Annotated in this window: 17 protein-coding genes and 1 tRNA gene; 7 read left to right on the top strand and 11 right to left on the bottom strand. The window is 63.7% G+C overall.

Features of this window, described 5'->3' with window-relative positions:
• Positions 1–79 precede the first annotated feature (79 nt).
• The 5 genes from CSC73_RS06450 to CSC73_RS06430 all read right to left on the bottom strand — a co-directional run bounded on the left by CSC73_RS06450 (position 80) and on the right by CSC73_RS06430 (position 8,815).
• Positions 80–1,321: an MFS transporter gene (locus CSC73_RS06450; RefSeq protein WP_163839598.1), complete on the bottom strand. Its 1,242-nt coding sequence runs from the start codon at positions 1,319–1,321 to the stop codon at positions 80–82.
• 119 nt (positions 1,322–1,440) lie between these two features.
• Positions 1,441–3,963, bottom strand: a complete 2,523-nt coding sequence (locus CSC73_RS06445) for a TonB-dependent receptor (RefSeq protein WP_163839597.1) — start codon at positions 3,961–3,963, stop codon at positions 1,441–1,443.
• Positions 3,964–4,032: 69 nt separating this feature from the next.
• On the bottom strand, positions 4,033–7,047 hold the full coding sequence (gene pgmB, locus CSC73_RS06440) for a beta-phosphoglucomutase (RefSeq protein ID WP_163839596.1): 3,015 nt from the start codon (positions 7,045–7,047) through the stop codon (positions 4,033–4,035).
• 280 nt (positions 7,048–7,327) lie between these two features.
• Complete coding sequence (locus tag CSC73_RS06435; RefSeq protein WP_246197392.1) at positions 7,328–8,341, bottom strand: LacI family DNA-binding transcriptional regulator; 1,014 nt, start codon at positions 8,339–8,341, stop codon at positions 7,328–7,330.
• A 24-nt stretch (positions 8,342–8,365) separates the two neighbouring features.
• A complete protein-coding gene (locus CSC73_RS06430; protein WP_163839595.1) occupies positions 8,366–8,815 on the bottom strand; it encodes a DUF1801 domain-containing protein in 450 nt (149 codons plus the stop codon).
• A 226-nt stretch (positions 8,816–9,041) separates the two neighbouring features.
• On the opposite strand from CSC73_RS06430, the gene CSC73_RS06425 reads away from it, so the two are divergent.
• Both CSC73_RS06425 and CSC73_RS06420 read left to right on the top strand, forming a co-directional pair.
• Entirely contained in the window at positions 9,042–9,677 is a 636-nt protein-coding gene (locus tag CSC73_RS06425; protein WP_163839594.1) for an OmpW/AlkL family protein, read from the top strand.
• Positions 9,678–9,901: 224 nt separating this feature from the next.
• Complete coding sequence (locus tag CSC73_RS06420; protein ID WP_163839593.1) at positions 9,902–10,192, top strand: hypothetical protein; 291 nt, start codon at positions 9,902–9,904, stop codon at positions 10,190–10,192.
• 121 nt (positions 10,193–10,313) lie between these two features.
• Here the strand turns inward: CSC73_RS06420 and CSC73_RS06415 are convergent, their stop codons facing one another.
• Positions 10,314–10,847, bottom strand: coding sequence for a CcdC protein domain-containing protein (locus tag CSC73_RS06415; protein WP_163839592.1), 534 nt, complete (start codon positions 10,845–10,847; stop codon positions 10,314–10,316).
• Positions 10,847–11,728, bottom strand: coding sequence for a DMT family transporter (locus CSC73_RS06410; RefSeq protein WP_246197390.1), 882 nt, complete (start codon positions 11,726–11,728; stop codon positions 10,847–10,849). The genes CSC73_RS06415 and CSC73_RS06410 overlap by 1 nt, the downstream gene beginning before the upstream one ends.
• 103 nt (positions 11,729–11,831) lie before the next feature.
• On the opposite strand from CSC73_RS06410, the gene CSC73_RS06405 reads away from it, so the two are divergent.
• Positions 11,832–12,314 (top strand): YajQ family cyclic di-GMP-binding protein, encoded by a 483-nt coding sequence (locus CSC73_RS06405; protein WP_163839591.1) that lies wholly within the window; start codon positions 11,832–11,834, stop codon positions 12,312–12,314.
• A gap of 133 nt (positions 12,315–12,447) precedes the next feature.
• On the top strand, positions 12,448–13,002 hold the full coding sequence (locus tag CSC73_RS06400) for a DUF1415 domain-containing protein (protein WP_163839590.1): 555 nt from the start codon (positions 12,448–12,450) through the stop codon (positions 13,000–13,002).
• A gap of 43 nt (positions 13,003–13,045) precedes the next feature.
• Here the strand turns inward: CSC73_RS06400 and CSC73_RS06395 are convergent, their stop codons facing one another.
• The 4 genes from CSC73_RS06395 to CSC73_RS06380 all read right to left on the bottom strand — a co-directional run bounded on the left by CSC73_RS06395 (position 13,046) and on the right by CSC73_RS06380 (position 16,101).
• A complete protein-coding gene (locus CSC73_RS06395; RefSeq protein ID WP_163839589.1) occupies positions 13,046–13,525 on the bottom strand; it encodes an REP-associated tyrosine transposase in 480 nt (159 codons plus the stop codon).
• A 202-nt stretch (positions 13,526–13,727) separates the two neighbouring features.
• A complete protein-coding gene (locus CSC73_RS06390; RefSeq protein WP_163839588.1) occupies positions 13,728–14,405 on the bottom strand; it encodes an HAD family hydrolase in 678 nt (225 codons plus the stop codon).
• Positions 14,402–15,103, bottom strand: a complete 702-nt coding sequence (locus CSC73_RS06385) for a pseudouridine synthase (protein WP_163839587.1) — start codon at positions 15,101–15,103, stop codon at positions 14,402–14,404. The genes CSC73_RS06390 and CSC73_RS06385 overlap by 4 nt, the downstream gene beginning before the upstream one ends.
• The gene (locus CSC73_RS06380) at positions 15,100–16,101 is read right to left on the bottom strand and encodes a class I SAM-dependent methyltransferase (protein ID WP_163839709.1); all 1,002 of its coding nucleotides are present in this window, start codon (positions 16,099–16,101) and stop codon (positions 15,100–15,102) included. The genes CSC73_RS06385 and CSC73_RS06380 overlap by 4 nt, the downstream gene beginning before the upstream one ends.
• 258 nt (positions 16,102–16,359) lie before the next feature.
• Between CSC73_RS06380 and CSC73_RS18555 the strand changes: the two genes are divergently transcribed.
• From CSC73_RS18555 to CSC73_RS06370, 3 genes are all read left to right on the top strand, one after another.
• Positions 16,360–16,488, top strand: a complete 129-nt coding sequence (locus CSC73_RS18555) for a hypothetical protein (RefSeq protein WP_281352874.1) — start codon at positions 16,360–16,362, stop codon at positions 16,486–16,488.
• A 438-nt stretch (positions 16,489–16,926) separates the two neighbouring features.
• A tRNA-OTHER gene (locus CSC73_RS06375) sits at positions 16,927–16,996 on the top strand.
• A 445-nt stretch (positions 16,997–17,441) separates the two neighbouring features.
• A complete protein-coding gene (locus CSC73_RS06370; protein ID WP_163839586.1) occupies positions 17,442–18,563 on the top strand; it encodes a slipin family protein in 1,122 nt (373 codons plus the stop codon).
• Positions 18,564–18,741: the final 178 nt, after the last annotated feature.

The raw sequence follows: 18,741 nt of genomic DNA, 5'->3' as shown, positions 1-18,741 counted from the left end.
GCTTGCTCGGCTGCTCTTCATGAAACCGTGCAATGCAAAATCGAAAGCAGCCGGGCAAGCTCGGCTCTGCAAAGACGGATCACGTCGTTTGCGGCACGCTGGCCGCATGCAAGGTCGATTGCCGCCTCAGCAGGAATACCGCCACCAGCAGGAACCCCATCGGAATCAGCGACAGATAGAACGCCGTCTGCCCGCCCAGATGCGCGAATACCTGGCCGGTGATCAGAGAGCCGGTGGTGCCTCCCAGCGCGGAGAACACCACGATCAACCCGGTCATCGCCGCATGCCTGGCCTTGGGCAGCGCACTCAGCACTACCGAATTGATCGCCGGATAGATCGGCGCCATGAACAGGCCGATCAGCGGGAACACGAACGCCACCGCCGGCGCGTGCCACCAGCCTTCTTGCGCCGGCGGCCGTACTTGCGCGGCCATCGGCAGCACCAGCAACACCAGCCCCGCCGTCGCCAACAGGCAGACGATCAGCAACCAGTGCCAAGGCAGGAAACGCAACACCAGACCGGCGAGGAGGCGTCCGACCGCGGTGGATGCGGCGAACAGACTGGCCAGCTGCACGCTGGTCACGGTGGACAGGTGCAGCACCTTGTTGTTGAACGTCGGCAGCCAGGTATTGATGCCCTGCTCTATCAGCACGTAGAGGAAAGCCGACGCCAGGAACACGATCACCAATGGCAGCGCCAGCAGCCGGAACAGATCGGCGAACGACTGCCCGGCGCTGGTACGCGCGGTGCCTTCGTCCACACGCGAAAACATGAGCAATGCGATGGTCACCGCACAGGCCAACGCCAGCCACCAGTAAACATCCAGCCAGATCGGGTCGGTGGAACTGTCCTGCTGTCCCACGAATGCGGCCAGCACCCAAGGCCAGGCCAGCACGCCCAGCATGAAACAGCCTTCGATGAAGTTCATCAGGCTGGCGTGGCCCTTGTTGCCCTCGGTGAGCAGGCCGATGGTGGAATACACCGACATCTTCGCCAGCGCGAAGCCGGCGCCGACGGCGACCAGCATGACCTTGACCATCCAGAATGCGTTGGCCAGCGGCATCGCCACGCAAGCGGCGGCAACCAGCGCCAGGCCCAGCATCATGCTTTTGCGGTAACCGATACGCGGCAATAGCGAAGTCGCCACGAAAGCCACGGCCGCGATGGTCAGGTCCTTGAAGCCGTCGAGAAAGCTGGTGGCCTCTATGCTGGCCCCCAGCGCGTTCTGGCTCATCAGAATCAGGGTGCCGACGCTGTTGAGCAGCATGGCGAAGATCACGTAAGTCAGGATCATCGCCAGGATCATGCGGCCACGGTTCATCGACGACTCCAGGCCGCCCGCAGGGCGGCCGTTGCATGCGGAATATGGCATCCCGGCGCACCGGGATGCCTTCTCTACCCTCCCGCGATGGGAGGGAATACCGTCTCAGGCTTGCAGGCTTACCAGCTGTACTTGGCCTGGAAGTTGACTTCGCGGCCTTCCATCGGACGCGCCAGCAACACACCACCCGCACTGGCGGCCGAACCGAAGATACGCGAGTTGCTCTCGGTCAGTCCCAGTTCGTTGGTCATGTTGGTGCCGCGCAGGTTGAACTGCCAGTTCTCGCCGACATTGGAGGTCACACCGAAGTCCACGGTGTGGTACGAACCCAGCTGCTGCAGACCGGACTGGTCCTGGGTGTGGTCGCCGACGTGGGTATAGGTGACGTACGGCATGATGTCGCCCCAGTCGAACACGAACTTGTAGCTGGGCGTGAACATGAAACGCACCTTCGGCTGGCGTTGCAGCTGCTGGCCTTCGATCGGCGCGCAGGCGGGCTGGTCGTTGATATCGGTATACGGGAAGCAGGCATTGAAGTCGGTGTACTCGCCGTCGAGATAGTTGGCGACCAACTGCAGACGCAGATTCTCGATCGGAGTCAGCGCGCCGATGAAGTTGACGCCCACGGAATCGGAACCATAGATCAGCGGTGTGCCCACTGGCGTACCCGCGCCATCGGTCGGCTGATACTGCAGGCCGCTGAAGACGCGCCGGTACGCGCTGATATCGGCATACAACAGATCCGACTGGTACTTGAAGCCGATTTCGTAGTTGCGGATCTTCTGGATCGGCGGCGTGTTGCCGGTGGTGCTGCCGCGGATGCCGTTGTCGAAGTCCAGGAAGTGGCCGCCGGTGTTGACGCGCCCGTACATCGACATGTGGTCGTTGAACGAATAGTTGGCGCCGGCGGTGAAGGCCGGATGGCTCTTTTTGTAGTCGGTCCGCGCATAGGTGCCGTTGCACATTTCGACATTGTTGTCGTAAAGGGTGTTCGGGTCGCCATCAAGACCGCCCGCACCCGGATTCACCGGACTGCGGTTGCATACGTTGTTGGTCGCGTCCTGGTTCTCCAGGCGGCCGGAGAGATCCAGCAGCCATTTGCCGACGCGCCAGGAATCGGACAGATACAGCGCCATGTTGGTGGCGCTGCCGTGCTGGGCGATGTGGAAGCCGCCGAAGTCGGCGAAGCCCTGGCTATCCGTGCGCTGGTAAGTCTGGCCGCCGTCGGTGTAGCTGACCGTGATCGGCGTGGCGTTGGGCGTGTTGGTCATCAGCATCTGATTGCCCAGCGACCACTTGTCGTTCATGGTGTAGTGGTTGATGTAGAAACCGATGGTGAGGGTGTTGCCTTCGAACAGCTCCTTGCTCAGGCGGAAGTCGTTGTTGAAGCTCTTCAGGTGCTTGTGGATATGCCACCAACCCTGCTGGATCACGCTCTGGTCCAGCGGCACCGCGCCGCCGCCGACATAGGTGGCGGTAGCCGAGCCGGCGGGAAGATTGAAGCCGCCCGGCGTGCCGGCGGTGTACAACATGTCGTTCAACGTCGCCGGATTATTGCCGGAGAACAAGGCATTGGTGTCCACATCGCCTTCGTTGAACAGGAACTTGTCGCTGATCGACCAGCCGTTGTCGAAACTGAAGTCGAAGTTCCCGCCGACGAAGAACATGTCCGCGCCGCGGCCGTCTGCGAGGTCGGCATCCTTGGGACCGCCCGGATAAGTGGGCAGACGCACATGCTGGATCGCGCGGCTGTAGTAGGTGTCGGTGAGCGGATCGAAGCCAGGATATTCGCTGAAGCTGTCCGAACCGGTCTGGATCAACGGAATCGGAGTGATGAACTGGTTCTTGTCGTTGAGGTAGCGCGCGTACAGGACCATCGAACCCTTGTCGAAATCGTGCGCCAGGGTCGCGGTCAGCTGGCCGCCTTCATCGGCCTTGAAGCCGGGCGAACGCACACCGTCCGAAGTGCGCCAGAAGCCGCCGACGCTGCCGTACCAGCCCTCGGCGATCTTGAAGCCGGAAAATCCGTCCAGGCGGTACAGACCTTCATCGCCGTAGGTCACGCCGACGCTGCCGGTCGGCTCTTCGGTGCCGGTCTTCAGGAAGAAGTTGGCGGTCGCGCCCATCTGGCCATCGGCGAACACCACCGACGGACCGCCCTGCAGGATTTCGACCGACTCGATGGTGTCGTCCAGGCGCATCAGGGTGGTGGTTTCGAAGAACGACAGCGTGGGCATGCCGTACACCGGCGAGCCCATCAGCAAGGTGGAGAAATACGGCGCGTCGCCGCCGCCGGGGAAGCCGGCGATCTCGATGTTGGCGCCGGTCTGGCCGCCGGTCGATTCGGGCCACATGCCGGGAGAGATCTTGAGCAGGTCGGCCGTGCTCTTGGGGTTGGCCTGTTTTATCTGCTCGGCATTGGCGGTGACGATGTTGTAGCTGGCCTCGATTTTCTTGACGCCGCCGGCTGCGCTGCCGGTGACGACCACGGTGTCGAGCGTGGTGGCTTCCTGATTACCGGTGGCAGGTTCTGCGGGAGCAGGCTCTGCCGGGGCGGTTTCCTGGGCATAAGCCAATGCCGGCGCCAGGGCTGTGGCGATGGCTACGGACAGTGCGTAACGGATCAGTGTCGTCTGTTGCATGGGTGTTCCCTCCACTCTTGTTTAGACAGGTTGGTTGCGGATCCATCGCGGCTCTGCGGCCTCGTACGGTCAGGTTGAAACGAAATCCTCCAGCCGCAATGCGGCGATATCCGGCAGCACGGCGTCGGCCTGGCCGAGCGCGTGCGCATCGCCGATGCCGATGGCCGGCATGCCGGCGGCATGGATGGCGACGATGCCGGCGGCGGCGTCCTCCACGCCGATGCACCGTTCCGGCGCGACGCCCAGTTCGCGTGCGACGGTCAGGAATATTTCCGGATCGGGTTTGGCGCGCGCGATCCGCGCGGCATCGGCGATGTAGTCGAAACGGTCTTCGATGCCGAGCTTCCTCAGCAGCGCGGGCGCGTTGCGGCTGGCCGAGGCGAGCCCGAGCTTGAGCCCGGCCGCGCGCGCCGCTTCCAGCAGTTCGCGCACTCCGGGGAACAGGTCCTGCGGGCCGAAATTCTCGATCTCCGCCACGTAGTAGCCGTTCTTGCGTTCGGCCAGCGCGCGTTTGGCTTCGGCGGTGAACGGGGTAGCGGCGCTTTCCAGGATGATGTCCAGCGATGCGGCGCGGTCCACGCCCTTCAGGCGCTCGTTGGTCTGCGGATCGAAGGGCACGCCGATTTCGTCGGCCAACCGCTTCCATGCCCGGTAATGGCTGTGCGCGGTATCGGTGAGCACGCCATCCAGATCGAAGATCAACGCCTGACAGAGGCGGGGGAATACTTCGGAAGCCGCTTCCGGCGCCAGCGCCAGCGTCTGCGCCTGTCCGGGTTGCAGTTCCAGCGCGCGGCCTGCGTGATGAATGGTCAGCGCTTCGCCGTCGCGCAGAACGTAAGTAACGCCGGTCCTGGAAACATCCACACGCAGGCTGCGCCCGCGCCAGCGCAAGTCGAAGCCGTAGCCGTTCCACGCCTGCGGCAGGCTGGGGGCGAAATGCAGTTGCGATTCGCGCACGCGCAATCCGCCGAACCCCTGCACCAGCCCCAGCCAGCTGCCGGCCATGGCGGCCATGTGCACGCCGTGGTCGGTATTGCGGTGCAGATCGTCCAGGTCCACCCGCACGCTGTCGTGGAAATAGCGCCAGGCCTTGTCCGCGTGGCCGACTTCGCCGGCCAGGATGCCGAACACCGGCGCGGACAGAGTGGAATCGTGGGTGGTGACGGCTTCGTAATAGTCGAAGCTGCGGCGCTTGCGCGACAGTTCGATCTCCTCGCCCGCCAGCACCAGCGCCATCACCACGTCGGCCTGCTTGCACACCTGATGGCGGTACAGGGTGAGCGGGTGGTAGTCGAGCAGCAGCGGGCGGTGCTCGCCGCTCGCTCCGTGCAGCGGGAAGGGCCAGCGCGGCTTGTCCAGGAACCCGTCGTCCTGCTCGAAGATGCCCAGCGCCTGGTCGTAAGGCAGATACATGGCGTCCGCGGCGCGTTGCCACAGCTCCACTTCCTGCGCCTCCAATTGCAAGCGCTCCGACAGTTCACGCATCCGCTGCGGGCGTTCCCCCGACAGCCAGCGCCAGGCGGCGACTGCGCAACGCAAATGCCGCTGGGCCATGCGGTTGGTGTAGTAGTTGTTGTTGACCAGGGTCGTGTATTCGTCCGGTCCGGTGACTTCGTGGATGCAGAAGGCGCCGCCGCGGCGCGGATTGAAATGCCCGGCCTGCGGCCAGATGCGCGCGGTTTCGAACAGCATTTCCGCACCGGCCTGGTCCAGGAAATCCAGGTCGTCGCTGCTCTCCAGGTACAGCCCGATGCCATAAGCGATGGCGGCATTGATGTGGTAGGCGGCCGAACCGCTGGGGTAATGCGCGGAACCTTCGCCGCCGTCGATGGTGCGCCAGGGATACAAAGCGCCGACCGGGTGGTTCATTTCGCGCGCGTGCGCGCGCGCGGCCTCCAGCGTGCGGTAGCGGTACAGCAACATGGCGCGCGCCACTTCCGGCGCGGTGAAAGCCATCACCGGCAACACGAAGGCTTCGGTATCCCAGAAGCAATGGCCTTCATAGCCCTCGCCCGTCAATCCTTTGGCGGCGGTGCCGTCGACGCCGTTGCGTCCCGCCGATTGCAGCAGATGGAACAGGTTGAAACGCAGCGCCTGTTCGGTCGCCGCATCGCCGTCGATGGACAGCTCCGCGTGGCGCCAGAAATCGGCCAGCGCATCGGCTTGGCCGGCCGCCAGTTTGTCGAAGCCCGCTGCGGTCGCCTCCTGCAACGCCGTCCGCAGGCGATCCTGGCGCCTGGCTTCATCGCCACCGACGGCGTAGGCCACGAACTTTTCCAGGGTGACGGCGCGACCCGGGCGCAGCGAGGCGCGGAAACGCTGCTCGACGCGCGCGTCTTGCGCTTGCGCCTCCACGAAGGACAGATCGTCAGCCGCAAAGCGGTGCGTCTGCCCGCAAGTCAGTTCGATGCCGCTGCCCGAGGCGCGCTGCGACAGCTGGGCGCCGTGCGCGTCCGCATGCAGTCCGAAGGTTTCCATGCCTTGTCCGCCGGAGACGCCGATGCGCGGATCGTCGCCTTGTTCGACCGCCTGGCGTCCGCCTTCGATAAAGGAAACCAGCGTCAGCGGACCTTCGTAATCCAGCGAAGCGACGCTGAAACGGATCGCCAGCAGCGCCGGCTGCGCGAGCGGGACCACGCGTTCGGCGTGGATCTCGATGCGGTGGCCTTCAGGAGTCCTGATGCTCAGGCGGCGGTCGAGCGCGCCGCGGCGCAGATCCAGCGAGCGCTCGAACTGCAGCCATTCGGCCTGATCCAGATGCACGCGGCGGTCGCCAAGCCATAGGCCGATGCCCTTGCCTTCGGCCACCGGCACCCGCGTGTCGGTGCTGCGCGCGAAGCCAGCCAGGCGCTCGTGATAATGGATGGGGTTCTTTTCGAACACCGCCGCCAGGAAGCTGCCGTCGCTGGGGCTGTCGTCTTCCTCGAAACCGCCGCGCACGCCCAGCGATCCATTGGCCAGCGCGAACAGGCTTTCGTCGCGCGCCCGCTGCGCGGGTTCGCAGCTGGTTTGCCGCAGGCGCCAGGGATCGAGAGGCGCCCGTGCGCCCTGCGTCCGACCTGTGTCGTGGATTGCATCCGCCACGCGTTCCTACCCCCGGCTCTTGTTGCCTCATGCCGGCGGCGATGCCGGCGGGGAGGCAAGCTAGGAAGCATTGTTATCGATGTCAAGTTATCGATAACAAAAGATCGCCAAGCCAAAGTCCGCGGCCGTTCTGAGCAGCCGTGTAATACGAAATACTCTGCTCTCGACCGTAAATAGCTTTGTTAAACAATGGCTTGGAATATAGAACGGCACCCCGTGAAGGTGACGTGTCCTAATGGCGGAGCATCGCCAATCGCTGCAACGCAGCAGACAACCGCGCTCAGGTGGCGCGCAACACCAGGTGGGTGGGCAGCGTCTCGGACGTGGCCGGCTGGCCCTCGATCAGGGTCCGGATCTTGCGGGCCAGCAGTACGCCGGCATCGATGAAGTTCTGGTGCACAGAAGTCAACGGCGGCACGTAGGTGGCGCCCAGCGGGGTGTCGTCGTAGCCGATCACCGAAACATCCTCCGGTACCCGCCGCCCGCATTCGATCAGGGCGCGGATGGCGCCGATGGCCAGCAGATCGCTGGCGGCGAACAGGGCATCGATCTGCGGATGCTCCTTCAGCAACGCATGCACCGCTTCGGCGCCTGCGGTGACGGTGAAACTGGAAACCATGGGTGTGAACGGCGCGATGCCGTACTTGCCCAGGGTTTCGGCGAATCCCTCCAGCCGCTCGGCGAACTCGGCGTGCGCCGGATCGCCCAGGAACACCGGCCGGCTGCGGCCCAGCGCCACGAATCTTTCCGCGGCCAATGCGCCGCCACGGCGATTGTCGCTGCCGACCACCACGTGCGATTCGTGCCGGCTGACCGCGCCCCACACCACCATCGGCCGTCCCCATTCCTGCACCTGGTGCATCGCGTCCTCGTGCGCACCCTGCCCCAGCAGGATCACGCCATCGGCCGCCTGCACATGGGACAGCGCGCCGCCCTGCAGGGAAGTCAGCAATACGCTGTAACCGGAGGAAGTGAGCTCCTGGGTGATGCCGCCCAGCAGATCCAGCGGATAGGGCCCGGACATCTGCCGCTCCAGGGTGGGTTTCATCTCCACCACCACCGCCACGGTCATGCTGCGGCGCAGACGCAGATTGCGCGCGCTGACATTGAAGGCGTAGCCATACTGGCGCGCGATCTCGGCGATGCGCGCGCGGGTTTCCGGATTGACCAGGGGGCTGTCGCGCAGCGCGCGCGACACCGTAATGGCGGAGACGCCGGCCACCTTGGCCAAGTCGGCCATGGTCGGACTGTCGCTCTTTCTGCCGTCGGCAGGATCGTTCTTGGAAGGACGCATGCGCCAATACCGGTGAAACGGGCCCTAGTTTCGCACGCGGCTGGCTTCATAGCGCGCTATGTACGTTTCCACAGGGGTCGAAGCGATCGCCGCGGCCACCGCAGGCTGTAGCAGCGCATCGAGTTTGCGGAAGCGCAGGCAGCTTTTGCCCATGTCCAGCTTAAGGCCGGCCGCGGCATAAGCGGCGCGCAGGTCCTGCTCGACGTGCGGATCGGCGTATCCGCACATCAGGTAGAGCGCGTAGTTGTTCTTTTGCGCGGCCAGCGCGGCGTAAGCCAGGGGTTGCTTGTTGTAGGTGACCGGATAACGCGCCAGCGGGATCACCCAGCTGATCATCCCCCAATGCATGCCTTCCACATAACCTTCGGGCAGATGGGCGTTGACCAGCGTGCGCACCGCGGCCACCACCGCGCGGCGTTCGGGCGCAAGTTCGGCCAGATAGGCTTCGACGGTTGCGGCTGCGCTGCTGACCATTTCCTTTCCTCTTATTGCTGTCGGCCGAAGCGAACGGAAGGTCCGTGAAACAACAGCATGTGTCTGAATGCACTGTTATGTAAAGCACATGAAAAGCGCCAGACTGAAGCGAGCATGAAAATTTCCGTTAACAAATATTCGCGCGCCGGTTCGCATTCATGCATCGATCGTTACGGTGTGCGCGCCCACTCCCCGGGCCAAATAAAAACACATGGAGAGAATCATCATGTCTTCACTTCGCCCCCTGAGCATCGCCCTGCTTTCCGCTCTGGCGTTCGCGCCTTCCGCATTCGCGCAGGATACCGACGCTTCGTCCACGGATACCGCATCGGGCAAGCGCATCGCCATCGTCGGCGGCGGCGCGATCCTCGAACCCGATTCCAATCCGACCCCCGGCCTCGACATCGACGGCGCCTCCGCGCCCACGCTGAGCGCCAGCTGGTACGTCAACGACAACATCGCCATCGAACTGTGGGGCGCCGCGGACAAGTTCAACCACCGCGTGCGCGGTCCGGAAGGCAAGATAGGCACGGTGGAACAGCAGCCTCTCGCCCTCAGCGGCCAGTACCACTTCCGCGATGCCGATGCGGTGATGCGCCCGTTCGTGGGCCTGGGCTACTACCAGTCCAACTTCAGCAACGAAGATATCTCCGGCGACGGCTTGCATGTGGGCCTGGACAGCACCAAGGGCGCCATCGCCACCGCGGGCATGGACTTCAACATCAACAGCCGCTGGTTCGCGCGCACCGATGTGCGCTACATGAAGGGCGACGCCGACGTCAACGTCGCCGGCCAGGGCACCGGCGAACAACTGAAGATGAACCCGTGGACCATCGGCGTGGGCCTGGGCGCGCGTTTCTGATCGGGAGCGTCCTGATCCAACGCTTCGCAGCGGAATAGCTGCGTCGGCAACGGCAAACGGCGAGTCCCACGGGGCTCGCCGTTTCCATTGCAACTATCCAATCCAATGGGCCCAACGCCGTCGGTAGCGCGGCGAAACCGTCACCCGGCTGACAGATCCCGCTCACTTCGCCTTCGCGCGGCAGTGGCTACGGTATTTCCTCCCCCGTTCCAGCGGATCAAGCCATGCCCACAGTGCGATTGCGCGTCACCGGCAACGAATACGCCGCTTCCGAACTCATCCATGCGCTGGAGGCGATAGAAGGCATCGAACATGTCGAGGAAGTCGCCGACCTGATGCCGCACATGGACGACGACGACTCCAGTTCCTACGGCCTGCCGGACGACGAATCGCCGGGGCTGCACAACATCGAGATCGAAGCGCCCAACGAGGAAGCCGTGCGCCGCATCCATGCCGTGGCCGAAGCGCTGGCCGTACGTACCGAGAGCGCGATCGAGATCGTCGAGGATTTCTAGAGTAAGGCCTGAACAACTCTTGTCCTGTCATCCCGAGCGTAGCGAGGGATCTGTTTTCCCCTGCACAACAGCAGATCCCTCGCTGCGCTCGGAATGACATCCGAATTATTTAGAGGTTCCCCTAAGACCTGCGCGGCGGCAACCGGCGCCGCAAGCCCCAGGTATAGCTGAGGTAGTAGCCCAGCAGCAGCCCGGCCACGGCGAACAGGCTGGCATGATCGAGCACCGGGAGCATCGACAGCGCATCGCGGCCCTGCCAGTAACGCCACATTTCGACGAACCCCATCGCGATGCGCGCGGCCACCAACAGCGTCAACGTCAACACCAGCCATGGATTGGGCGTGTAATACAGGCCTTGCGGGGTCCGTTCGAAACGGCTGAGCCACAGACCGACGACGCCGGTGAGCAGACCTGCCCCCATTCCCGCAAGGGCATAACCCAGCGCACCGGGCCACCACAACCCGGTAAGCGCCATGCTCGCCGCGAACAGGCCCGCGGAAAACAGCAGCACCCATGAATTCAGCCTCACCGCCCACGGCCATGCCTTGCGCCGCGCCTTGCCCAGGCGATAGCGCTGCCACAACGACAGCGGCAGCAACAGCAGCCACAAGACCAGCAGAACCAGAATGACGACCGGGACGATCAACAGGGGCATCAGGGATGCTCGGTTTCCGCATGCACCTTTTCGCGGCGCAATAGATACAAACCGCTGACCACGATGATGCCCGCTCCCAGCCAGGTCACGCCATCGGGCAGTACATGCCACAGCGCCAGGTCCAGGCACACGCCCCATACCAGCGCGCTGTATTCCAGGGGAGCGATCAGCGAGGCTTCGCCACGGCGGAAGGCCTCGGTCAGCGCGACCTGGGCCAGCGATCCGGAAACGCCGACCCCGGCGATCACCCACCAGTCCGCTTGCTGCAGGGGCAGCCAGTTCGGGGCGGCCATGATTCCCGCGCCCAACGACAGCAGCACGATGAACCACAACACCATCGCCTGGATGCTGTCGCGTTGCGCCAGCAAACGCACGGTGATGGCGCTGGCCGCATAGCAGATCGCGGCGAGCAGGATGGCCAGGCCGCCCAGCGTCGCCATGCCTTGCCCGGTCGGCCGCAGGATCACCAGCACGCCGACCAGTCCCACCACGATGGCGATCCAACGCTGAGGTCCCACCCGTTCGCCCAGGAAAGGACCGGCCATGGCGGTGACCAGCATCGGCGCCACGAAGGTGATGGCATAGGCGGTGGACAGCGGCATGCTGCGCAGGCCATAGACGAATCCGAACATCATTCCGATGCCCAGCGCCCCGCGCAGCAGATGCAGGGGCCAATGCACCCGCCAGAGCGTGGCCGGCTTGGCCGTCCATAAAACCCACACCAGCACCAGCGGCAGCGATGCCAGGCCGCGCAGGGCGGCCACCTGCAACGGCGGATAGTGCGGCGACAACAGCTTGAGCCCCGCATCCATCAGCGCGAACAGGGCCACGGCGGACAGCATGAAAGCGATGGCGGGCAGGTGGGAGGCGCGGGGAGTCATCCCGCATTATCGCCAATTTGCCGCGCCACATTCCGCTCCAGGCAAGGAAAAAGAAGCCTTCTGCGTTAACCTAGCCGTCTCCCACACCGCACAACGCACGCCCATGCCTTCCTTCGACGTAATTTCCGAAGTCAACACCCACGAACTCACCAACGCGGTCGACCAGGCCAACCGCGAACTCACCACGCGCTTCGATTTCAAGGGCGTGGACGCCAAGTTCGTGCTCGACGACAACGTCATCAGCCAGTCGGCCCCCAGCGATTTCCAGCTCAAGCAGATGTCGGACATCCTGCGCGCGCGCCTGATCGCGCGCGGCATCGACGTACGTTGCCTGGAGGAAGGCGAGGTGGAAACCAACCTGGCCGGCGCGCGCCAGAAGATCACCGTCAAGCAGGGCATCGAGCAGAAGGTCGCCAAGAAGATCGCCGCGGCGATCAAGGAAGCCAAGCTCAAAGTCGATACCCAGATCAACGGCGACAAGCTGCGCGTCAACGGCAAGAAGCGCGACGACCTGCAGGACGCTATCGCGCTGCTGAAGAAAAGCGAGTTCGAGTTGCCGCTGCAGTTCGACAACTTCCGTGACTGATCCCCTTCCCCTTCAAGGGGAAGGCCGGGATGGGGATGGTGTTCCCGTCCGGGCAGGAAACGCCTCGATCAAGAGCAACACCATCCCTACCCAACCCTCCCCTTGAAGGGGAGGGCTTTAGACGCCGATCTCCATGACCTCCAACTCTGACCCCATCGCTGAAACCAAGCACTGGCTGGAACGTGCGGTGATCGGGCTCAACCTGTGCCCGTTCGCCAAGGCCGTGTACGTGAAGCAGCAGGTGCGTTTCGTACTGAGCGACGCCAGCACGCCCGAGGCGCTGCTGGAACAGTTGGCCGAAGAACTTCTGCTGCTGCGCGACACCCCCGCCGCCGAGATCGACACCACCCTGATCGTGCACCCCGAGGTGCTGCAGGACTTTCTGGACTACAACGATTTTCTGGACAACGCCGACGCCGCGGTCGAGGCGCTGGATCTGGAAGGCGTGCTGCAGGTGGCCAGCTTCCACCCCAGCTATCAGTTCGCCGGCACTGCTTTCGACGACATCGGCAACTACACCAACCGTTCGCCCTATCCCACCCTGCACCTGCTGCGGGAAGACAGCGTCAGCCGCGCGGTGGAGGCGTTCCCCGATGCGGACGACATCGTGGACCGCAACGTGGAAACGCTGGACAGACTGGGCCTGCAGGGTTGGAATAAATTGTTTGGCGCCAAAACTACGTCGTAGAAGCCCCGCAAAGAACGTAGGAGCGACGTAAGTCGCGATTACCTCAAACGAACACCGCATCCCAATACGGATAGTCCCCAATCCTGCACACCAGGCCGGCACGCACAGGATTCAGTACGATATATCGGGCGACATCGCGCATATCTTCGTCTTTGCGCAAGGCACGGTCGTGAAAAGCGGTTGCCCACACCTGGCCTATATCCATATCGAACGATTTGATCTCGCGAGCGGTGTTCGATTTCAGCTTCTGCACTACGGCTTGCAAGCTGTCTTTCTCTGAGACCCTGACCAGCAAATGCATGTGGTCCGGCATCAGCACCCAGGCAAGCAGCTGCGTATCCCGCCAAAGCGACAATCCATGCAAGCATCTTGCAAGGCACACAGCATGTTCGTAGTCCCGGAAAATCTCCAGGCGCTGATAGGTGTTGAACGTTACCAAATACACCTGCCCTGGAATTGAATTGCGGGCCCGACGCAATGCACGGTGGCCGGAAGCACGTTCGCCATAGAAAGAAGTTCCCATTGCCCAATGCTGCGCCGGGTCAGTAACCGCGACTATCCGTATTCCGGCTCGCGCGACCTAAGGATTTTCTGGTATTCGCGACTTACGTCGCTCCTACGCGCAACCTGCGCGGCCTATGCGGACCGCCAACTACGCCGCAGGAGCGACGTAAGTCGCGAAACATAAGGCATTGACATCAAGGACTCCGCGACTCGCGCCGTTCCTACGCGCTTTGCGGTTCTTTCAATGAGATCTGCAGCCATGATTCCAACTGGGGTCGCGCCAGAGGCAGCGACTGAACTACCGGCGCCAGCGACCGGGACAGATCGGTGGCCGGCACCATGTCGGGCACCTGGATCACGCGGATTCCAGCCGCAGCAGCGGCGCGCACGCCGAATTCCGAATCCTCCAGCGCCACGCATTCCGCCGGCGGGATCTCCAGGCGCTGCGCGGCGAGCAGATACAAGTCTGGCGCAGGCTTGGCATGAGTAACATCGCTGCTGGTGACCACATGACTGAAAAAGCGATCGATACCGCTACGCGCCAACTTGATCCGCGCACGCGCGCCGCGAGTAGAGGTGGCGACGGCCAGCGGCACGCCGAAGCCGTAGAGATCCTGCAGCAGCTCGCGTGCGCCAATCTTGAGCGGCAGTCCATCCTCCACCAATAAGTCGTATCTGCGTTTGCATTCGAACGTCAGCCGCTCGGCCCGCTCGGTGCCGAGCAGCCCGTTCAGCAGCTCGGCACAACCCGTGTCGTGCAGGCCCACCATCGACAGCCACAGGCTATCTTCCAGGTCCAGCGATTGCGCCAGCGCAGTCTCGCGCCAGCAATCCAGGATGACGCGTTCGCTGTCGATCAGCAGGCCATCCATGTCGAAGATCACCGCGCGTGCGCTCATGGGTTGAATAGCTCCGCCCGCGCCGCATCGTCCAGCGTGCGCCATTCTCCGGAGGGCAGCCCTCCCAGCCCGAGCCCGCCGATCCGGCTGCGATGCAGGGCTTCGACATGGTTGCCGACCGCGGCGAACATGCGCCGCACCTGGTGATAGCGGCCTTCGTGCAGGGTCAGGCGGACACGACGCGAGTCGATGATCTCCATGTCCGCAGGCAGCAACGGGGTCTGCTCGGATTCCAGCATCAGCGTGCCGCTGGCGAATATTTCCGCTTCGTCGCCGCGCAGGTCGTTGGCGAGAGTCGCTTCGTAGACTTTGGAGAGTTTCGATTTCGGCGAAACGATCCTGTGCAGCAGCGCGCCATCGTCGGTGAACAACAGCAGCCCGCTGGTATCGCGATCCAGCCGGCCCACGCTGGACAGCAGTGGCGAGCGCAGGCGATAGCGCGGCGGCAGCAGGTCGTAGACGATCCGGCCCGGGTCCTTGGTGGAGCAGGTGTAACCGACCGGCTTGTGCAGCATCAGCAACAGGCCCGGCGGCGGATCCAACGGCTCTCCGTCCACGCGCAGGTTGTCGTGATCCAGCGGATCGTCGGCATACATCACCTCGCCCTGCGCGTCGGTGATACGGCCTTCGCGGAACATCAGCGCCACCTGCTTGCGGCTTCCATAGCCAAGGTTGGCGAGGTGCTTGACCAGCTTCATCGCGTTGACCGAAGCGCTTTGATCGCTTCGATGACCTTGAACCCATCGCGCTCGCCGGCCACGCGCACCTGTCCGAAACTTGCGTTCAACACGGCCTCGTAAGGCAGATGCCGGTTCGCGACCAGGAACAGGCGTTCGCCCGGCTTCAGCGCCTCGGCCGCCACCGCGATGAAGCGGCGGCCGACATCGGGACGATCGGCGCGGCTCTGCGTATGGAAAGGAGGATTGCTGACGATGAAGTCGTACTGCTCCGGCACGCCGGTGGTGACGTCGTGCCAACGATAACCCAACTTGGTTTTGTCTTCGAACGCGACCAGGTTCTGCTTCGCCAACTCCAACGCACGCGCCTCGGCCTCGTACAGATCCAGCGCCACGACTTTGCTGCCGCGCGCCAGGATCTCGGCGGACAGATAACCATAGCCGGCGCCCAGGTCGGCGCCCTTCCCCGCCAGATCGGTGGGCAGATGCTCCACCAGCAACGCGGACGCCGGGTCGATGCGATCCCAGGCGAACACTCCGGGCCTGCTGCGGAATCGTCCGCCCATGATCGGACGCGGCGCATCCAGCTCCCTCCATTTCGCGAACAACGCCGCATCGTGGCTACCGTCCACCGGCTTGCTCCAGAACACCCGGCAATGGTTCTTGGTCAGGCTTCCGCCCAGACCCGCGAGCTGTTTGAGATCCGCTTCGCCGGATTTGGCCCCTTCGTTGTTGGTGATGCTGGCTACGACCACGCCATTCGGCGCGCATAGCGACAGCGCCCGCGCGAACAACGCGCGCGCTTCCTCGCGCTGGCGCGGCGGCAACACCAGCACCAGCGGATACCGCGCGTCGGACGAGGACGCATCTGCGATCACCCGCAGGCCGCCACGTTCCAGTTCGTCGGCGAATGGCTTGTAGCTCTGTTCGCAGACCAATTGCGCAAGCGGGAATTGCCGCATCGCCCACCCTTCGCGCGCGCGCAGGAACAGCACTTCCCCTGTAGGCCACGCGAGCATGCGGCTTGAGAACGGCAGGAACAGGGAGTCGAGCGCGGGATCGGAATTGCTGGCGGCCAAGTGGCGTCACCTGGAAAGAATCAGCAGTGATTCTACCCGTGCGACCCCGTGTCTCGAACGGTATCGTTCGAGCACGCATTGCAACCGCTCATCGGGATTGCGATTTCGATGTTAAAAAATAGTTGCGCATCGAAAGCAAGCAGCGTATCGTGCGCGGCCTTCGCCCTAGCGGCGTTTTTTGCGGCACCGGAACTTCCCATGAAACCTAACTTCGTCAACGCGATCCTCTTTGCACTGTGGCCCACCGGCCGCGGCGTGGATGCGCGCGCATGCGCGAAGCCATGCGATCGCCTGCCCGGCGAACGCAACCGGTACCTGCACACCTAATCACGGTCGGACTCCCTGGGAGATCGGCCACCCCGATCTCCCGAGGCAACGCGAACGCCCTCGGGTCGCAAAACCCGGGGGCGTTTTGTTTCCAGCGTTCGCAAAGGAAGCGCATGCAGCGCAAGAGTTCGGCAAAACCAGCCAATGGAAAATACTTTCCGCCCTGAAGCATCCGGGCGCAGCGATGCTGCGCGCCCGAGGCAGGGGCGCGGCTGCGACCGGCGCATGTGCGCCGCGTGGTGATGCTTCGACGCGAGCGGCGCGAGGCTGGGTTTGCAATGCATTGGGCGCAAGACGCCCGCAAGGATTGCCGGTTGGCGACAGCCGGCAATACGGAACATCGATCGAACACGCTACAGCGGTACGGCTTGCGATGCCGTCCGGTGCGCGCGGCCTTGCCGTGGCGTATGCCGAAGCGTGGGAGAAGGTGTTTCGCGAGGACGGAAGCTCAGAGGCAGAGCAGCGGCGCAAGCCGTTGGCCACCGGTTCGAATCCGGTTCGTCCACCATTGGATAGCTCAAATGGTTAGAGCATCGGTCCGCGAAACCGACTGTTGCGGGTTCGATTCCCGCTCCAAACATGACCTGTTACGTCATGACCAGGAACGAAAGTTCCACCACAGGAAACGCCCCGTGCGGCGCTCCGATTCTCCGCGAAGGATTGTGGGAACGGAACAAGGCAGCGGCGGCGCGGCCGGATCGTCGCTCTGGAAGCGGACGGACGGAAGCGGATCGTCTTCATGGCAGGGCATCGCCGTGCGGACCGGAAACTTCCGGCTCTCCGCCGACAGCGCCATGGTTCCGCTTCGCCGACGTCAAGGGGCGTTTCCACCTTTTTCGCTTCCCTTCTCCCAACGGGAGAAGGAAAAAACAATCCGCAAGCCAACCGATCCGGCATGCGTATTGAAGTAAGAAACGGATCGGACCACCAGAGCCATACCAAGGAGTAGTGCCATGTTCTGGACCAAGAGGGTCGTGATCGGTGACGGCGAGCGCGGCCTGGTGTATCAAAATCGTCAGTTCGAGCGCGTGCTCGCCGCGGGCGTGTACCGCATGTTCGACCCGCTGAAGCGGATCGAGGTGGTCGTGCACAACATCGCCAATCCGGAATACGCCGGACGCGATGCCGATGCGCTGATCGCACGCCTGGGCGACCGTCTGGACGAGACCTTCGTGCTGGCCGACATCGGCGCCGATGAAGTCGGCCTGGTGTCGAAGAACGGCAAGCTGGAAGACGTGCTGGCGCCGGGTTCGCGCAAGCTGTACTGGCGCGGGCTGGTCAAAGTCGAGGTGCAGCGCGTGGCGCTGGCTGAGGATCTCGAAGTCGATGCCACCGTCACCCGGCGTCTGCGTCAGCTCGGGATGCTGTCCAAGGTCGCGGTGACCGCGGAGGTCCCGGCCGAGTCGGCGGGCCTGGTGTTCGTCGACGGCAAGCTGGCGCGCACGCTGGCGCCGGGCGCCTACGCCTTCTGGAATTTCCAGAAGAACGTGAGCGCCGAGGTGATCGAGTTGCGTGTGCAGTCGGTCGAAGTCTCGGGCCAGGAGTTGCTGACCAAGGACAAGGTCAGCTTGCGTGTGAACCTGGCCGCCAGCATGCGCGTGACCAACCCGGTCGCCGCGCGTACCAAGGTGGCCAAGTTCGGCGACCACTTGTACCGCGAACTGCAGTACGGCCTGCGCAAGGCCGTTTCCGCCAAGACGCTGGACGAGTTGCTGGGCGACAAGGCGTCCCTGGACGCCGACATCTTCGGTTACGTACGCGGCCAGGTCGGCGCGTTCGGCGTCGAGGTGCTGGGCGTCGGCGTGAAGGACGTGATCCTGCCGGGCGAGATGAAGGACATCCTCAACAGCGTGGTGCAGGCGGAGAAGGCGGCGCAAGCCAACGTGATCCGCAGGCGCGAGGAGGCGAACGCCACGCGTTCCCTGCTCAACACCGCCAAGCTGATCGAGGAGAGCCCGGTGCTGATGCGCCTGAAGGAGCTGGAGGCATTGGAGAAGGTCACCGAGAAGATCGACAAGCTGACTGTGTTCGGCGGCCTGGATGGCGTGCTGAAGCAGCTGGTGACGTTGAAGTAACACCTTAACTGCCCCTTCCCCCGCTCGCGGGGGAAGGCCGGGATGGGGGCGAACGGAGTCGTGGAAATTGAATGCGGATATTGTAAGAGCCGCATTCGATGACTTCATGGCAATGGATTGCCGATGGCTCCGGCTTGCCCCCACCCCAACCCTCCCCCGTGAACGGGGGGGCTCTCTT

This window comes from Pseudoxanthomonas sacheonensis (genome assembly GCF_010093305.1).
In the GTDB taxonomy this organism is placed as follows: Bacteria; Pseudomonadota; Gammaproteobacteria; order Xanthomonadales; family Xanthomonadaceae; genus Pseudoxanthomonas_A; species Pseudoxanthomonas_A sacheonensis.
The sequence above is the reverse complement of the archived record's forward strand: the minus strand, read 5'-3'. Positions and strand labels throughout refer to the sequence as shown.